Origin of the sequence: Cytobacillus solani, from assembly GCF_006704205.1 — a bacterium.
In the GTDB taxonomy this organism is placed as follows: Bacteria; Bacillota; Bacilli; order Bacillales; family Cytobacillaceae; genus Cytobacillus; species Cytobacillus solani.
The window spans coordinates 3,379,407-3,395,907 of record NZ_CP041305.1 but is presented as its reverse complement, the minus strand read 5'-3'; the positions used below and the strand labels follow the sequence as shown (position 1 = coordinate 3,395,907).

Annotated in this window: 16 protein-coding genes and 1 pseudogene; 3 read left to right on the top strand and 14 right to left on the bottom strand. The window is 38.2% G+C overall.

The window, feature by feature from the left end; translation table 11 throughout:
• Nucleotides 1-33: 33 nt before the first annotated feature.
• Nucleotides 34-876, bottom strand: a complete 843-nt coding sequence (locus FI644_RS16965) for a metal ABC transporter permease (RefSeq protein WP_142108645.1) — start codon at nt 874-876, stop codon at nt 34-36.
• Nucleotides 873-1,673, bottom strand: coding sequence for a metal ABC transporter ATP-binding protein (locus FI644_RS16960; protein ID WP_053477590.1), 801 nt, complete (start codon nt 1,671-1,673; stop codon nt 873-875). The genes FI644_RS16965 and FI644_RS16960 overlap by 4 nt, the downstream gene beginning before the upstream one ends.
• Nucleotides 1,674-1,857: 184 nt before the next feature.
• On the opposite strand from FI644_RS16960, the gene FI644_RS16955 reads away from it, so the two are divergent.
• Nucleotides 1,858-2,112, top strand: a complete 255-nt coding sequence (locus FI644_RS16955; RefSeq protein ID WP_053477036.1) for a DUF2624 domain-containing protein — start codon at nt 1,858-1,860, stop codon at nt 2,110-2,112.
• A 51-nt stretch (nt 2,113-2,163) separates the two neighbouring features.
• Here the strand turns inward: FI644_RS16955 and FI644_RS16950 are convergent, their stop codons facing one another.
• Both FI644_RS16950 and FI644_RS16945 read right to left on the bottom strand, forming a co-directional pair.
• Nucleotides 2,164-3,066 carry a deoxyribonuclease IV gene (locus FI644_RS16950; RefSeq protein ID WP_053477037.1) on the bottom strand — a complete coding sequence of 301 codons (903 nt, stop codon included), beginning with the start codon at nt 3,064-3,066 and terminating at the stop codon, nt 2,164-2,166.
• 22 nt (nt 3,067-3,088) lie between these two features.
• Nucleotides 3,089-4,399 carry a DEAD/DEAH box helicase gene (locus FI644_RS16945; protein WP_053477038.1) on the bottom strand — a complete coding sequence of 437 codons (1,311 nt, stop codon included), beginning with the start codon at nt 4,397-4,399 and terminating at the stop codon, nt 3,089-3,091.
• Between the two features lie 209 nt (nt 4,400-4,608).
• Between FI644_RS16945 and vrrA the strand changes: the two genes are divergently transcribed.
• Both vrrA and FI644_RS16935 read left to right on the top strand, forming a co-directional pair.
• Entirely contained in the window at nt 4,609-5,157 is a 549-nt protein-coding gene (gene vrrA / locus FI644_RS16940; protein WP_142108644.1) for a VrrA/YqfQ family protein, read from the top strand.
• Nucleotides 5,158-5,374: 217 nt separating this feature from the next.
• Nucleotides 5,375-6,313: a 4-hydroxy-3-methylbut-2-enyl diphosphate reductase gene (locus tag FI644_RS16935; RefSeq protein WP_056685732.1), complete on the top strand. Its 939-nt coding sequence runs from the start codon at nt 5,375-5,377 to the stop codon at nt 6,311-6,313.
• A gap of 107 nt (nt 6,314-6,420) precedes the next feature.
• Here the strand turns inward: FI644_RS16935 and FI644_RS16930 are convergent, their stop codons facing one another.
• The 10 genes and pseudogenes from FI644_RS16930 to ccpN all read right to left on the bottom strand — a co-directional run bounded on the left by FI644_RS16930 (nt 6,421) and on the right by ccpN (nt 16,386).
• A complete protein-coding gene (locus FI644_RS16930) occupies nt 6,421-7,536 on the bottom strand; it encodes a Nif3-like dinuclear metal center hexameric protein (RefSeq protein ID WP_056685735.1) in 1,116 nt (371 codons plus the stop codon).
• Nucleotides 7,533-8,240, bottom strand: a complete 708-nt coding sequence (locus FI644_RS16925) for a tRNA (adenine(22)-N(1))-methyltransferase (RefSeq protein WP_142108643.1) — start codon at nt 8,238-8,240, stop codon at nt 7,533-7,535. The genes FI644_RS16930 and FI644_RS16925 overlap by 4 nt, the downstream gene beginning before the upstream one ends.
• Before the next feature lie 113 nt (nt 8,241-8,353).
• Nucleotides 8,354-8,716 carry a cytochrome c550 gene (gene cccA / locus FI644_RS16920; protein WP_053477043.1) on the bottom strand — a complete coding sequence of 121 codons (363 nt, stop codon included), beginning with the start codon at nt 8,714-8,716 and terminating at the stop codon, nt 8,354-8,356.
• Nucleotides 8,717-8,886: 170 nt separating this feature from the next.
• Nucleotides 8,887-10,029 carry an acyl-CoA dehydrogenase gene (locus FI644_RS16915; RefSeq protein ID WP_053477044.1) on the bottom strand — a complete coding sequence of 381 codons (1,143 nt, stop codon included), beginning with the start codon at nt 10,027-10,029 and terminating at the stop codon, nt 8,887-8,889.
• Nucleotides 10,030-10,128: 99 nt separating this feature from the next.
• A complete protein-coding gene (locus FI644_RS16910) occupies nt 10,129-10,656 on the bottom strand; it encodes a hypothetical protein (RefSeq protein ID WP_056685741.1) in 528 nt (175 codons plus the stop codon).
• A 175-nt stretch (nt 10,657-10,831) separates the two neighbouring features.
• Nucleotides 10,832-11,959 carry an RNA polymerase sigma factor RpoD gene (gene rpoD / locus FI644_RS16905; protein WP_053477046.1) on the bottom strand — a complete coding sequence of 376 codons (1,128 nt, stop codon included), beginning with the start codon at nt 11,957-11,959 and terminating at the stop codon, nt 10,832-10,834.
• Between the two features lie 109 nt (nt 11,960-12,068).
• Nucleotides 12,069-13,877: a DNA primase gene (gene dnaG, locus FI644_RS16900; RefSeq protein WP_142108642.1), complete on the bottom strand. Its 1,809-nt coding sequence runs from the start codon at nt 13,875-13,877 to the stop codon at nt 12,069-12,071.
• Between the two features lie 195 nt (nt 13,878-14,072).
• Nucleotides 14,073-14,515, bottom strand: a pseudogene (locus FI644_RS16895) (YaiI/YqxD family protein).
• Between the two features lie 386 nt (nt 14,516-14,901).
• A complete protein-coding gene (locus FI644_RS16890) occupies nt 14,902-15,720 on the bottom strand; it encodes a pyruvate, water dikinase regulatory protein (RefSeq protein WP_053477048.1) in 819 nt (272 codons plus the stop codon).
• Between the two features lie 30 nt (nt 15,721-15,750).
• Nucleotides 15,751-16,386: a transcriptional regulator CcpN gene (gene ccpN / locus FI644_RS16885; protein WP_056685743.1), complete on the bottom strand. Its 636-nt coding sequence runs from the start codon at nt 16,384-16,386 to the stop codon at nt 15,751-15,753.
• Nucleotides 16,387-16,501 lie beyond the last annotated feature (115 nt).

The following is a 16,501-nucleotide window of genomic DNA, read 5'->3' as shown; positions in this document are numbered from 1 at the left end:
TAATTCTATTTACACGTTTGGAGGCACTTTAACTTAGACGGCCACCTTTACTGTGAGTTTTTTTATTAAAATAGTAAGGATCAAAATGAGAACTGCGATAATGACGATCGTTCCACCTGGTGCTAAATCTAAATAATAAGAAAGCATGAGCCCGCCTAAAACAGAAGTCTCACCGAAAAGAACGGAGTAAAAAATGGTTTGTTTAAATCCTTTGGCAATTCGAATGCTTGCAGCAACAGGCAAGGTCATTAAAGAGGAAACCAGCAGGATACCGACAATTCGCATAGATGCTGCAATGACTAAAGCCACCATAACAATAAAAATAAAATGTATACTCTTTGCTGCTATACCAGAAGCTTTTGCATGTTCTTCATCAAAGGATAATAAAAATAATTCTTTATATAATAAAAGGATCATTGCAATAACAAAGATGCTAATCACCAAGATTGTCCATAAATCTGCACGGCTCACCGCACTTACACTGCCAAATAAATAGCTAAATAAATCGGTATTAAATCCATCGGCAAGTGAGATGAAAATAGCTCCTAAACCAATTCCTCCAGATAAAATGATAGGAATAGCTAGTTCTTGATAATGCTTATACACTGCACGTAGCTTTTCGATAAAGAGGGAGCCTGTTACTGAAAAAACCATTCCCATATATAATGGATTTAAGCCGCTTAATCCGATAAATTTCTTTTCTAGCAGAAGACTTGCAGCAATCCCAGCAAGTGTAACATGACTTAGCGCATCAGCAATAAGAGAAAGCCTGCGGACAACAATAAATACACCGATTAACGGAGCAATAATCCCAATAATAATCCCTGTTAAAAAGGCGTTTTGTAAAAATTCATATTGTAATATTCCTGCAATCATTGCTCTGATCCTCCGTGATGATGGTGATGATGATCGTGCTCGTGTGTGAGGATATGGACATCATGACCGTAAAATTCAGACATTTCATCCATTTTTAGCTGTTCAAATTCCTCTGTTTTCCCATGAAAATGCAAATGTTTATTTAAACAGGCAACATGTGTGACTTTATCAGAAATGGTACCGATATCATGAGTCACTAATAAAAGGGTAATACCTAATTTTTTATTTAACTCATCAAGCATTTCGTAAAAGGATTGAACATTTTGGGCATCAACCCCAACTGTTGGCTCATCAAGAATCATTAACTTTGGATCACTTACTAATGCTCTAGCGATGAAAACACGCTGCTGCTGTCCTCCTGAAAGCTCCCCAATATTTCTATCTTTAAATGCAAGAAGTCCAACGGAGTCGATGGCTTGCGTAACCTTCATGTGATGCTCTCTTTTCATAAATTTGAAAAGCCCAAGCTTTTTAGTTAATCCGCTTGAAACGACTTCATAAACCGTTGCAGGGAAACCAGTATTAAAGGAATTTGCCTTTTGTGATACAAAACCAATTTTATGCCAGTCTTTGAATCGGCTGATTTCCTGACCAAAAAGCCGAATTTCTCCATTTTGTGTTTTGAGAAGTCCAAGAACAAGCTTTAATAAAGTAGATTTTCCCGAACCATTTGGCCCAACAATACCTAAGAATGCACCTTCATGTATGGTAAGATTAATATTTTCAAGAACATCCTCCTTTTCATAACGGTAGGATACTTGCTCTATTTCGATAATCGAATGTAATTGTTTTTCCATTTTATCACCTAAAAATCCAGCTGTAATTTTCATAACAACAGCTTCGAATATAAGAATCATTACGATTTAGTAGTATACAGCAAGGATAAAAAATTGTAAAGAATAATTACTTCCTTTCCTCGATGCAAAAACTGTAACAAATTCCCTTCTCTTCTCATACAGTACATTGGAGGAGTGATGGAGAATGAAAATTTTTGAAAACATCATTAATCATAAGATAGGGACTATTACTGGTGATGAATTACTAAAGTATGGGAAACAATTTCAAATCATCATTACAAAACAGCAAGCTGACAAAATAGCCGATTATCTTCGAGGAAAACAAGTAAATATATTTAATGATGAGGAGCGTACAAGAGTAGTAAAGGAGATTGCAAAAATTGCTGGACCTGAAACGGCTCGAGCTGTAAATAAGCTATTTATTCAATTTACTAAATAACTTTTCTCTAAATACATTGAAAAAAGCTGTGAAAATTTCACAGCTTTTTTCTTAATGGGATGATCCCTGCATAATTAAATCCAAAAGATTTTCGTTATATTCTTGGGCACGAAGCATAGCTATTTCATGCTTATAAGGTGCTTTTTTATTATTTTTGTCTTCTCCCACATATGGTGTTTCTAGTATTTTTGGCACATTCATCAGCTGTGGATGATGAACAATGTTATTCAATGCTTTAAAGCCAATATGGCCAAATCCGATGTTTTCATGGCGGTCTTTTCTCATTCCCCGCTCATTTTTACTATCATTAATATGAAGAACCTTTAATCGATCTATGCCAATGATCCGGTCAAATTCCTCTAAAACCCCATCAAAATCCTCGACGATATTGTATCCGGCATCATGTGTATGACAAGTATCAAAGCAAACAGATAAGTGATCATTGTAGTTTACTCCATCAATAATCATCGCAAGCTCCTCAAATGACTTTCCGCATTCAGAGCCTTTGCCTGCCATCGTTTCAAGAGCGATTTGAACCTTTTCGTCTCCTTTTAATACTTCATTTAAGCCTTCAACTATTTTTTTGATGCCTGCCTCTGTTCCTGCACCAACATGCGCACCAGGGTGGAGAACGATTTGTCTCGCACCTAATGCCTCTGTACGATCGATTTCAGAGCGCAGGAAATTCACACCCAGCTCAAAGGTACTCGGATTCGTTGTATTCCCGATATTGATAATATATGGAGCATGAACAACAATATCGCTTATCCCGTTTTCCTCCATATGCTTCAAACCTGCTTCTATATTTAATTCTTCAATTTTTTTCCTTCTCGTGTTTTGCGGAGCACCCGTATAGATCATAAATGTATTGGATCCGTATGATACAGCCTCTTCACTAGCTGCTAAAAGCATTTTTTTCCCACTCATCGATACATGTGAACCAATTTTCAACATTTGTTTCTCTCTCCCCAAACTTTTATTTTTTCTTTATTCTTCTTTCGCGTTTTTTAATTTTATCCATTTCCCACTTCATTTTCTTCTTATAGCCCGGTTTGACTTTTTTCGGTTTTTGAACGAGCGAAGATGCTTTTTTATCGATATCATCTGTTTTTCTTTGTCGATTCTTACGCTTGTTACGTTCATCCAACTTCGTCCATTCACCCTTTTGCAAATCAACATGGTGAAATTCAATGCCCATTTTTTCAAGGCGATTGAGTGCATCTTCATCAGCGGTTTCGTAGATTGTTAAAGCGATACCCGAATTTCCAGCACGCGCTGTTCGGCCAACACGATGAATATAAAAGTCTAAATCCGTCGGCAGTTCATAATTGATGACATGGCTTATTCCTTGGATATCGATTCCCCGTGCAGCTAAATCCGTCGCAACGATATACTGAAATTCCAAATCAATAATTTGCTTCATCATTTTTTTTCGTTCACGCGGATTCAAGTCACCGTGAATTCTGCCTACTTTTAACCCTTTTACGATCAAGGCATCGGCAACCTCGTCTGCTTTTTTCTTCGTATTTGTAAAGACAATCGCTAAATATGGATTAAATGCAGATAAGGCTTCGTGAACAAGATTCACCTTATTTCGGTGCTTTGATGGCAAAATCCATTGTTCAATTTTAGCCGCTGTGGCTTGTTGCGGCTCCACGTGGATATACTTTGGATTTTCCATATATTTTTTCAAGAATGGTTTCAGCTTTTCAGGGATGGTCGCTGAGAAAACGAGCATTTGCAGCTTCTCTGGCATTCTTCCAGCTATTTGGTCCACATCTTCAAGAAATCCCATATCCAGCATTAAATCTGCTTCGTCAACAACAAGCATCGTTGCTTTATGAACAAATAAAGCCTGCTCCTTCACAAGGTCATTAATTCTTCCAGGTGTACCAACAACAATTTGCGGCTGCTTTTTTAATTTTTCAATTGTTCGCTGCTTGTCCGTTCCTCCGATATAACAACGAGCCGTTATTTCTTCACCTTCTAGACAATGCTCTGTTACTTTGAGAATTTCTTGATAGATTTGATTCGCAAGCTCCCGTGTAGGTGCCGTAATAATTGCTTGTACTTCATTTCTTGCAGAATCCAGCTTTTGCAGGATCGGTAAAATATACGCATGCGTTTTTCCCGTTCCTGTTTGTGATTGGCCGATTGCGCTATCCCCTTTAAGGATTGTCGGAATTAGGCGTTCTTGTATTTCAGTAGGCTCATAAAAGCCTAGCTTTTTCACCGCTTCAATAATAAATGGCTTTAATTCATACCGTTCAAATTTTGTTTCGTTCATTTTTTATTAACTCCTCATGTGTCGATTCTTATAATCATCCTGTTATTATAATAAAGTTTTAAAGAAATAACCACTCATACTATAGAATAGTTTCATATTGGCACTTGTTTTTACTTTTTCTACCAGAATTCTGCTGTTCCCCCGCCTAAACCAATTCAGCAATGATGCATACCCTATTAGTATTAAGAAATAGAAAGGAGGCTATGAGAATGAGGACTGGACCGAGAATGCCTTTTCGAGGAGGAATGCCTCCGCAATCATTGCCACCAATGCAAGCTCGCCCACCAATGGGTTCAATGATGAGAGGTGCACCACAAATGAGACAGGGCGGTGGAGGCCTTCTTGCCAAACTTATGGGTGGCGGTCAAGCGAGAGGAGCCGCGGGAACAGCAAGCAGGGCTGCTGGAACTGGCGGGTCTGGAGCAGGCGGAATCTTAAAAGCTTTAAGCAATCCTACAGCAATCAATGGCTTTTTATCAAACACACAAAAGGTATTAAATACTGCCCAGCAAGTAGGACCAATGGTGCAACAATATGGACCGCTCGTAAAAAACATTCCTGCCATGTGGAAGCTTTATAGAGGGTTGAAAAATGGGGATGACGAACCGGCTGCAGTGGATGAAAAGCCTAAAAAAGAGACAACATCCGTTAAAACTAAAAAAACGATAAAAAAAGAAAGCAAAGATGTGGACATCGATAACAGCTCCACTAAACAAGGAAAAAGAAATGGCCAATCTGTGCCAAAATTGTATGTATAAAAGGATGCAGCCGCATTCTTTTTTATTTTACCTTTATCAACTTTTCCTAGCTTTATGATCATATGCACAGCCCGCTTAACAGCCTTTTAGTATTATTATTAGCAAAAGTTCTATATAATAGTATACGGATCATTCACTTTTTACCGCATGAATGATCATTAAAAGGAAAAATAGACGAACTTTATCATAGATGTTTTTATTATTGGAGGTTTGAAATATGGAGATCATTAAGATATCACCACGCGGTTATTGTTATGGGGTAGTCGATGCAATGGTTATAGCAAGAAATGCAGCCCTAGATAAATCACTGCCACGGCCAATCTATATCCTTGGGATGATTGTTCATAACAAGCATGTGACAGATGCCTTTGAAGAAGAAGGAATTATTACTCTTGATGGAAAAGACCGAATGGATATTCTTAGCAAGGTTGATAAGGGAACGGTGATCTTCACTGCTCATGGTATTTCACCAGAAGTTAGAGAATTAGCTAAAGCGAAGGGGCTTGTGACACTCGATGCCACTTGTCCTGATGTTACGAGAACACATGCTTTAATCGAAGAAAAGGTGAAAGAAGGCTTCCAGATTATTTATATCGGAAAAAAAGGGCACCCTGAGCCTGAAGGAGCAATCGGTGTTGCTCCACAAGCCGTTCATCTGGTTGAATCACTAGACGATGTAGAGACACTGCAGATACAAAGCGAAAAAATCGTTGTCACTAATCAAACGACAATGAGTCAATGGGATGTTAAAGAGGTAATGGATAAGCTAGAAGAAAAGTTTCCTCATGCAGAGTTTCATAAAGAAATTTGCAATGCCACACAGGTTCGCCAAGAAGCGGTTGCGACCCAAGCTGGACAAGCGGATGTAACGATTGTTGTTGGTGACCCCAAAAGCAATAACTCCAATCGCTTAGCACAAGTTTCTGAAGAGATTGCTAACACAAAAGCCTACCGGATTGCTGATGTAACCGAGCTTGATATCAATTGGATTAAGGATGCCTCAACCGTTGCTGTTACTTCTGGCGCCTCCACTCCAACACCTATTACAAAAGAGGTAATTGCCTTTATCGAGCAGTTTAATCCTAATGATGAATCAACTTGGACAAGAGAGAAGAAGGTACCATTAAGTAAAATACTTCCAAAAATTAAAAGATAACAAAAAGGACCGGTTCGGAAAGAAAAATACCGGTCCTTTTTGTTTTACAATTTATCAGCCAAGTCAATGATGTTATTAGCCATTGAACATGTTATCAGCCAAACCCCTTACACAAATTGAAAAGGATCTGTATGCAATTCAGAAGCAAAAATGGAGACATCATAGCCCTTTTCCTTACACATTTTCTCTAGTTGTTTGGCAACGCCTTTTTTCATTACTTTCTCGACATTATGACCTGGATCAACAATATTTAGTCCCATCATCATCGCATCATGTGCCACATGGTAGTACATATCACCCGTAACGTACACATCTGCGCCTTTAAATTTTGCCGAAGTGAAATATTTGTTCCCATCACCGCCAAGTACTGCTACTCTCTTTACCTTATCAGCCATATCGCCTACGACACGAACTCCTTTCACATCAAGACAGCGTTTTACATGGGATGCAAACTCTGCTAGCGACATTTCTGGAATATCGCCAATTCTCCCTAGACCAAGGATCTCTCCCTTATTTTCTAAGCTATAAATATCGTAAGCGACTTCTTCATATGGGTGAGATTTAAACATAGCTGAGAGAATTCTTTTCTCAAAATGTTCTGGAAAGATGGTTTCAATTCTTTCTTCTTTAACCATTTCAAGCTTTCCTGTTTGACCGATATGCGGGTTTGTTCCCTCACCCGGTAGAAACTGCCCAATACCAGTGGACGAGAATGAACAATGACTATAGTTTCCGATTGCACCTGCTCCAGCGTTCCCTAGGGCATGCTTAAGCTCTTCTGCATTTTCCTCTGGAACATATACCACTAGCTTTTTTAATTTTGTTTCATATGTTGGATAAAGCACTTCCGTATCTGTAAGCTGAAGTGCTTCGGCAAGCATATCGTTTACCCCGCCAGACGCGACATCAAGATTTGTATGGGCGGCATAAACAGCGATATCGTGCTTAATAAGCTTTTCTATTATTTTGCCAGCCGGTGTTTCTGTTGCTATCGCTTTCAATGGACGAAAAATAGGCGGGTGGTGGGCGATGATAAGCTGCACATTTTTTTCAATCGCCTCATCAACTACTTCCTCCAATACATCGAGAGCAATCATTACATTCTCAATCGGTTTATTTAACCTTCCGATTTGCAGACCGACTTTATCTCCTTCCATTGCGTAGCTTTTCGGAGAGAATTGTTCAAATAACTGGATGATTTCATGTCCATTCACCTTTTTCATTTGTCTAAAACCTCCTCAACCATTCGGATCTTTTCATTAAGCTCTTTCTTTTTCAGTATTGTTTCTTCTGATTCCGCTGCATTTTCCAGCTGTTTTAAAATTCGCTGCCAATTTTTCAGCTCGTTTCTCCACTTCTTCTGAAAGGGAGCAGAGGATTGTTTCATTAATAGTGGACCAAGTAAAAGCTCCTTTTGTAAATTTTTATATGGTTTCAATGGATCTCCTTTTTCAGCTACTACTATTTCGTATATTTTGTCATCTTCTTCAAGTATCTCTTCCGCAATTAACTCCCATGCATTATCTAAAAGCCATTGTCTTGTCGTCAGTGCGCTAATATTCGGCTGCAAAATTAATCGTTTAACCGAATCCAGCTTATTCTTCCCTTCTTCCAAAATGCTCGCAATTAAAGCACCGCCCATTCCGGCAATTGTTACGCAGTCAATTTCTCCTAGTGCAATGACTTCCAATCCATTTCCCTTTCGCACAATAATTTGTTCATCAAGCCCTTCCATTTTCACCTGCCGTTTTGCTGACTGATAAGGGCCTTCAACGACCTCTCCAGCAACAGCAAAGGGAACTACACCCTTCTTTACTGCATAGCATGGCAAATAGGCATGATCAGACCCAATGTCTGCCAAACGTGATCCTCTAGGAATATAATTTGCAACAGCTTCTAGTCGCTGTGATAATTTCTCAGTATTCATTCAGTCACCACTTATACTTTCATATTTTAAATAGCTACCGTTTTAACGATAGCCCGTCTTAATAAGTATAGAAAAAGTCCTTTACATATGCAAAGGACTTTCTTTTTAAACAATTATTTAAGTGTCATTAACCATTCAGCCATTGCATCTTCTTGACCAGCGACTAATCCGCCAGGCATTCCATTGGCCGTACCATTAGTTAAGATATCTACAAGTTCTTCCTTAGAGTGACGGTCACCAGTACCAGTCAAAGCTGGTCCCACTGCTCCTTGATATTGATCACCATGACAGGCGATACAACTTTGCTTATAAGTGTCTTCAGGGCTTGCTGCAACCTGCTCTTCAGCTTTGTCTCCGCCGCCTTCTTTTTCTGCAGCAATTTCATCCATGTTATTAAGACCAATAAATGACATAAAGAAAATTGCTACGATACCGAATGCAAAGATAATAAGATACGGCATTGCTGTATTTTTCATGTTTTAACCTCCCTTATGTAAGAACATCAAAATATTAAGTAATGTACAAACAATCTCTATTCTACTTCAAATTCTACCGAAGGAAAAGACCTAAAGCAAACTTTGTCACAGCAAATTCGGAAAATAGACAAAAACTCCATCACTTAGATGGAGTTTTCCCTACCTTGTTATTAGTTACTTAAGATTTGACGAGCGATAACTAAACGTTGAACTTCGGATGTACCTTCGCCAATTTCAGTTAACTTGCCATCTCTCATATATCTCTCAACATGATAATCCCTCATATATCCATACCCGCCATGAATTTGAACTGCCTGGTCTGTGATTTCCATGCATATCTCAGAGGCATACAACTTACACATGGATGCTTCTTTTGAAAAAGGTCTTCCATGATCTTTCAGCCAAGCTGCCTTATAAACCATATTTCGTGCCAATTCGATTTTCATAGCCATATCTGCTAATTTAAACTGAATCGCTTGGAAATTGGATAAGGAGCGCCCAAATTGCTGACGTTCCTTTGCATATTGAACGGCCTTTTCATAAGCTGCCTGAGCGATGCCGACAGCCATTGCACCTATACCAATTCTGCCTCCATCTAAGGTGATTAAAAATTGTTTAAAGCCTTCACCCTTTTTGCCGAGCAAGTGCTCAGTCGGAACGCGCACATCTTCAAGGACAAGTTCTGTCGTATTCGACGAATGTAATCCCATTTTCTCATAATTATCAATCACCTTAAATCCATCCGCATCAGTAGGAACGATGATTGCACTTATTTCCTTTTTGCCATCTGTTTCACCTGTTATTGCTGTAAGAGCCAAATGCTTTGCATAGCTTGCATTAGTAATAAAACACTTATTTCCATTGATGATATATTCTCCATCTTTTTCAACCGCAGTGGTTCTTGTCCCCCCCGCATCCGAACCAGCACTCGGCTCTGTTAATCCAAACGCGCCAAAGGTTTCACCTGTACAAATAGGGACTAAATACTTTTGTTTTTGTTCATCTGTTCCAAACAAATATAGCGGAGCACCGCCTAAAGAAATATGAGCCGAATATGTAATTCCTGTCGATCCGCACGCACGGCTCAGCTCTTCTGTAACAATCGCAAAACTCACAGAATCTGCACCAGCACCCCCATATTCTTCTGGGAAAGGCAGACCCATTAAACCAAGATCAGCCATTTTCTTAAAAATATCAACGGGAAATTCTTTCGTGCGATCCCTGTCTAATGCCCCAGGGGCAACCTCTTCATCCGCAAATTCACGAATCGTTTTCAGAATCATTTCTTGTTCAGAAGTTAAATCAAAATTCACCAGTCCATCCCCCTTATACTCGTTGTATACGCTTACAACTCTATTATAAAAGAGAATAGATAATTTTCACAACATTTAAAAATTTTATAAAATATTTTATTATACAAAAATATAAATAATCAGTAAAACCAGCCCCAATACACCTGAAATTGCAAACGCGAGCTGCTTCAGTTTCCAGCCGCACAGCAACCAGAGAAAACAGTTAATGACCAGATTGAAATAAAGGAATAGCGGTCTTTCTGGGAAAACACTAGAAAAAAATTCAACTGAGGTCAGCAATAGAATTAACGCTGATACAATCATTGGGATTTGCAGCAATAATCCTTTTCTAGAAAAATAAATTGTAAAGATAATTCCTGCTAAAACAAATAAAATGAACAACGGCATTTGCAAAGTAATAGACAATTCAGTAAAATGGATTAAAAAAAGGGTCAGTGGAATAAGCAAAATAAAAAGATAGTGGTTTTTCCAAAAACCCCCTCTACTTATCCCTTTTTTTGAAATCTCCGGCTGATTTCCTTCTGTATATAAGGCCAAAAGATAGTCACAATATTGTTCTGGGAGCATACGGGCTTTTTTCCAAGATAAAATTTCATTTACAATGATGTTTTTTCTATTTTCATTCAAAAGTTACACATCCTTTAAGAAATGCACAAGCGCCTTGATCATGGCCGTACAAACTGGAGGGGCTTCGACTGTACAAGATTTATACTTCCAAACTAAAAAAAATAGTTTACTTCTATTGTAAGAAGTAAACTATTTTCTGGCAATCCTTTTCTAAAAAGGAAATTCGGAATTATATTTATTCTAGAAAGTCTTTCAATCGTTTGCTTCTGCTAGGATGTCTTAATTTACGCAATGCTTTCGCTTCAATTTGACGAATACGCTCACGAGTAACACCAAACACTTTACCAACCTCTTCTAACGTTCGTGTACGTCCATCATCAAGTCCAAAGCGAAGACGCAATACATTTTCCTCACGATCAGTTAAGGTGTCTAGAACATCCTCAAGCTGCTCTTTTAGAAGCTCGTAAGCAGCATGCTCAGAAGGGGATGTAGCATCCTGGTCTTCAATGAAATCTCCGAGATGGGAATCATCTTCTTCCCCAATCGGTGTTTCCAAGGAAACTGGCTCTTGTGCAATCTTTAAGATTTCTCTAACCTTATCAGGCGTTAAATCCATATCTTCAGCAATTTCTTCAGGTGATGGTTCACGTCCAAGATCTTGAAGTAATTGGCGTTGGACCCGAATTAATTTATTAATCGTTTCAACCATATGAACAGGAATACGAATCGTTCTAGCCTGGTCGGCAATCGCTCTTGTAATTGCTTGACGGATCCACCAAGTAGCGTAAGTACTAAATTTAAAGCCTTTACGATAATCAAATTTTTCAACAGCTTTAATTAAGCCCATATTTCCTTCTTGAATTAAATCAAGGAAAAGCATCCCACGGCCAACATATCTCTTTGCAATACTAACCACTAAGCGGAGGTTTGCTTCAGCAAGGCGTCTTTTTGCCTCTTCATCCCCTTGCTCAATTCGTTCAGCAAGTGAAATCTCTTCTTCAGCAGATAAGAGATCCACACGGCCAATCTCTTTTAAATACATACGCACAGGGTCATTTATTTTCACCCCAGGTGGAACACTAAGGTCATTTAAATCAAATTCTTCTTCCCCTTTAGCTAATTCCTGTGCATTTGGGTCAGCGTCTTCATCATTGTCACCAACCAGTTCAACACCCTGATCACCAAGGAATTCATAGAATTCATCCATTTGATGTGAATCTAATTCAAAATGACCCATTCTTTCTGCTATATCATCATAGGCAAGGACACCAGTTTTTTTTCCGATTTGTATTAATTGCTCTTTTACTTGTTCTAGGGTCAATTCTGAATCAACTTCTTTTGATCGAGCCGATTTTTCAGCCATATTGTCCCCCTCCTTCCATGAAATGCGAAAAGCGCCGATCTTACCCCCGAATCCTTAACTTCGGATGGCAGACGCCGTAGTTAGACTTTCATCTAACTTGAAAAATCCATCAAAGAGACTTTCGTAACTGGATGATTTCCATAGCAATTCGTGCTGCCTTCCCAAAATCACCCTGTCTCTCTGCTTCTTTCTCCTCAATCATTTTTTCTTTTATCTTTAACATTTTTTGATAATTAAACACCTGTTTCATGTAATCCATTAATTCCTGTTCGCTTAATTCTTCATTTATTAACATCATTTCAATGTTAGCAACTACTCTTTTAAGCTTTTCATCCTGAATAAAATCAATAAATGCACTTGGGTCTGGTGAATGGCCATTTTCATAATATCCAAGTAAATAAGTGATAATTGCTTGATGCTCATCAACATTAAACGTGTTTCCTTGAAGCAAATCTTGAACCTTAAAGGCAATATCACTGTTCCTTAACATATGTGCAATTAAGCTTCTTTCTGCTGTATAATATGCAGGCTTTAGCTGGTTAGCCTTTGTTATAGGCTGGAGCTTTATTTTTACATCATTATTTTTCCCATTGTTTTTCCGCTTTTCAGCAAAAGAAACTTGTTTTAACTGTTCTTTAAGTGCCTCTAAAGAAAGGGTAAATTCATTTGCTAATTGTCTGAGATAATGATCCCTTTCGACTGCATTATCAAGCTTGCTTATTTCTGCTAATACTTCTTCGATATAGCGGAGACGATCTCCTTCATCATGAAGTCTTTTTCCTCTTTTATAATACTGCAGCTTGAAAGCCATTAAGGTAACACTTGCATCAATGACCTCTTTGCGGAATTTCTCTTTTCCAAACTGACCAATGTAATCGTCTGGATCCATCCCGTCCGGCATTAATGCAACTCTTACATGCACCCCTGCCTCTGAAAGCATATTCCCTGCCCTCCATGCGGCTTCAATCCCCGCATAATCAGAGTCATAACAGATCGTGATTGACTGAACATTTCTTTTTAAGACTGACACATGATCCTCAGTTAGGGATGTTCCCATTGTGCCAACACCGTTTTCAACACTTGCACGATCTGCAGCAATTACATCGGCAAATCCTTCAAAAAGGACTGCCTGCTGCAACTTTTTCATTTGAGGTCTGGCTAAATGAAAATTATATAAAATTTTACTTTTATTAAAAATTGCCGTTTCAGGACTGTTCAGGTATTTGGGCTCATCGGCCCCTAATGATCTTCCTGAAAAGGCAATCGTTTGACCGCCTCGGTCAAAGATTGGAAACATGATCCGATCGCGAAATCGATCAAAATATTTCCCATCCTTTTCCCGTTTAATGATCAAACCGGCTTTTTCTATCACTTGTATTGGAAATTTTCTCTTCGTTAAAAAGTTTAAGACAAAGTCCCATGAATTCAGTGAATAGCCGATTTGAAACTTCTCAATCGATTCCATTGTAAACCCTCTGCCAAGCAAATATTCTAATGCATGCTGGCCATCTTTTGTGTTTACAAGCAGATGATGATAGAATTTACGCAATAGCTCATGAGCTTCAAACATTTGCTCAATGTCTGGAGGTACGGACTTTCGGACGGATATCGATGAAGCTTCAATATCTAGCTTAATGTTCCCTTTTTCAGCAAGCTTCATTGCAGCCTCCTGGAAGGAATACCCCTCAAGGTCCATTAAAAATGAAAAAGCATTTCCACCAGCACCGCAGCCAAAGCAATGGAAAATTTGCTTATCTGGTGAAACGGAAAAAGATGGTGTGTTTTCTCCATGAAAAGGACATAGTCCAAAATAATTTCGTCCTTGCTTCTTTAATTGGACGTAATCACCAATTACATCAACAATATCGACAGCTTGCCGAATTTCATTTACTTTTTCCTCGGCGATGCGCTCTGCCATGAGAACACCACCTCCATTTAATAAGAAATGCACAAGCGCCTCGCTCACCCCCGACAAGCACAAGACGAACGTCACGGAAAGGTGTACTTTACCTTTCTGGGAGGGTTGGCTTGTGACCTCGAGGGGGGAGGCGCTGAAGCTAGACAATAAGAAATGCGCAAGCGCGTTTCTTCATAATGCTTAATTCTAGAAAAATTATCGAATTCCTTCAAAATTCGACAATATTTTTGTTAATTGTTTTATAAACCTTATACGGTCATCTTGACTAAAAGGCTCGGGACCTTTTCCTTATATCCCCCTTCGCCGCGCTTTTGCAGATAGTTATCTCATTTATCAAGCGCAGTATAAATTTCATTACCTTCAAATATAATCCCTCTAGGGCTCATAACATGAACTTCTTTCAATAAAAGCTTCGATGCTAATCCGATATCTTGTGTAACTACGATATCCCCTGCCTTTACATGATTCATGATAAATTAGTCTACTGCTTCTTTACTAGAATCAACGAACTTCCAATTTACTTGGGCTAGGTCATTTTTCATATGGGCATAGGAGGCAATAAATATAACTTCGATAGAAAAGTTATTACTTCTTTCGACAATCTCTTCCTTTTCAGGACAAGAATCGGCATCAACCATAATGACTGGTTTGCCTAATGTTCTAATAATTCTACATCACTCTGCATATTCCTTCTTTCAAACATAACTTTTGTATAATCATACTGACCTGCACCGATATAGTGAGAATCGCTAAATATTATTGAACATACATTTATAAGATGTTTTAATAAGAAAAATACTACAAAGTTTACTATTGTGTCGAATTTTTTTCAGGTCATGCCCTTGACTTCTCACAATAAATAGTTTATTCGTTCACATTGAACTCTAAACCTAATCTATAACATTTTTATCACAATTTTTTATTATAGTATAAAAAACTGTAGTTTTCTATTATTTTTTCTCACTACATAGAAAATAGTTTAAAACTTCCCAATAAAAGAAAAGGGCACATAACAGTGTATGTGCTAGCTTTTCGGAAAGCTCTTTCGATATTGATTTAAGATTAAATTTGCAGTTTCTTCTACAGCCTTATTCGTCACATCAATGACATGACAATTAATTTTGCTGACAACCGTTTCAAAATAATTTATTTCTTCTTTAATTCTTTCAATATTAGCGTAGCTCGCGCTATCACTTAATCCTAAAGAAATAAGCCTCTCTCTGCGAATATTGTTCAGCTTTTCTGGACTGATTTTTAAACCAAAGCACTTTTCCGGTGGTACAAGGTATAACTCTTCTGGCGGATCTACTTCAGGTACTAAAGGAACATTAGCAACCTTAAGCCTTTTATGGGCCAAGTATTGAGAAAGCGGTGTTTTAGAAGTTCTCGAAACCCCAACAAGGACAATATCTGCCTTAAGTATTCCACGCGGGTCACGGCCATCATCATATTTAACAGCAAATTCAATCGCCTCAACTTTTTTGAAATAGTCCTCATCTAACTTTCGAACAAGTCCCGGTTCATGAAGTGGCGTTTTTCCGTACAATACTTGAATTTGGTCCATTAACGGTCCAATAATATCACAAGCGTAGATTCCTTCCTTTGCTGCTTGCTCATTAATATAAAAGCGAATTTCAGGCTTAACAAGTGTATAAACTATCATTCCATTATCTAGTTTTGCAAGAGAAATCACTTCGTCAATATGTACTTTATCCTCTACATATGGAAAACGTTTGATTATGACTTCACTTCCATTAAATTGGCTGACAGCAGCTTTTGTTACAAGCTCTGCAGTCTCTCCAACAGAGTCGGATACAACATAGATGATAGGCTTTTTATTCATCCTTTAAAACCATCTCCTCTGTTCAAATTCTTATTTATTATCAGCTAAAGCGACAAATGCCTTCGTTAAATTCGTTTTTGTAATCCTGCCTATCACTTCAAATCCTTTATCTGTTTCTTTTACAACAGGTAAAGCATCAATTTGTTTTTCGATTAGTTTCTTTGCGATGTCAATTAACAAATCCTCTTTCTCGCACATCGTAATATTTGGCATCCGGGTCATGATGATATTAACAGGGATAGTCGTTAATTCTTGTTTCCCTATGCTAGCCCGCAACAAATCTTTTCGCGAAAGAACCCCTACAAGCAATGATGACTGATCAACAACAAATAATGTTCCAACATCTTCTAAAAACATCGTTACAATTGCATCATATACAGAGACATTTTCATTTACGACTACAGGGATTGATTGATAATCCTTTACACGAAGCTTCTGAAGGTTCTCTGTCAGCAGCTGTGCACCTGATTTTCCAGTGTAAAAATAACCGACACGCGGTCTTGCATCCAAGAAACCAGCCATTGTTAATATTGCCAAATCGGGTCTTAAAGTTGCCCTTGTTAAGTTTAATTGCTCGGCAATATGTTCTCCAGTAATCGGACCATTTTCCTTCACGATCTCTAATATTTTTTCTTGACGCTTATTTAATTCGATTGTCCTCACCACCCGTCAATCTAAAGTGTCATACTATTTATAAATATTATAACTTAAATCTTAGAAATGAAAAGAATAGAAATAGTAATTATAGTATAGAAGAAGAGTCTGCAAAGCGCAGACTCTT

Bases quoted from the DNA above. Each gene is read 5' to 3' on its own strand.
- FI644_RS16955 (WP_053477036.1), top strand. From the start codon at position 1,858: ATGAAAATTTTTGAAAACATCATTAATCATAAGATAGGGACTATTACT.
- rpoD (WP_053477046.1), bottom strand. From the start codon at position 11,959: ATGGCTGAAAAATCGGCTCGATCAAAAGAAGTTGATTCAGAATTGACC.
- vrrA (WP_142108644.1), top strand. From the start codon at position 4,609: ATGAGGACTGGACCGAGAATGCCTTTTCGAGGAGGAATGCCTCCGCAA.
- FI644_RS16960 (WP_053477590.1), bottom strand. From the start codon at position 1,673: ATGGAAAAACAATTACATTCGATTATCGAAATAGAGCAAGTATCCTAC.
- FI644_RS16950 (WP_053477037.1), bottom strand. From the start codon at position 3,066: ATGTTGAAAATTGGTTCACATGTATCGATGAGTGGGAAAAAAATGCTT.
- FI644_RS16930 (WP_056685735.1), bottom strand. From the start codon at position 7,536: ATGAAAAAGGTGAATGGACATGAAATCATCCAGTTATTTGAACAATTC.
- FI644_RS16925 (WP_142108643.1), bottom strand. From the start codon at position 8,240: ATGAATACTGAGAAATTATCACAGCGACTAGAAGCTGTTGCAAATTAT.
- dnaG (WP_142108642.1), bottom strand. From the start codon at position 13,877: ATGGCAGAGCGCATCGCCGAGGAAAAAGTAAATGAAATTCGGCAAGCT.
- cccA (WP_053477043.1), bottom strand. From the start codon at position 8,716: ATGAAAAATACAGCAATGCCGTATCTTATTATCTTTGCATTCGGTATC.
- FI644_RS16945 (WP_053477038.1), bottom strand. From the start codon at position 4,399: ATGAACGAAACAAAATTTGAACGGTATGAATTAAAGCCATTTATTATT.
- FI644_RS16965 (WP_142108645.1), bottom strand. From the start codon at position 876: ATGATTGCAGGAATATTACAATATGAATTTTTACAAAACGCCTTTTTA.
- FI644_RS16935 (WP_056685732.1), top strand. From the start codon at position 5,375: ATGGAGATCATTAAGATATCACCACGCGGTTATTGTTATGGGGTAGTC.
- FI644_RS16890 (WP_053477048.1), bottom strand. From the start codon at position 15,720: ATGAATAAAAAGCCTATCATCTATGTTGTATCCGACTCTGTTGGAGAG.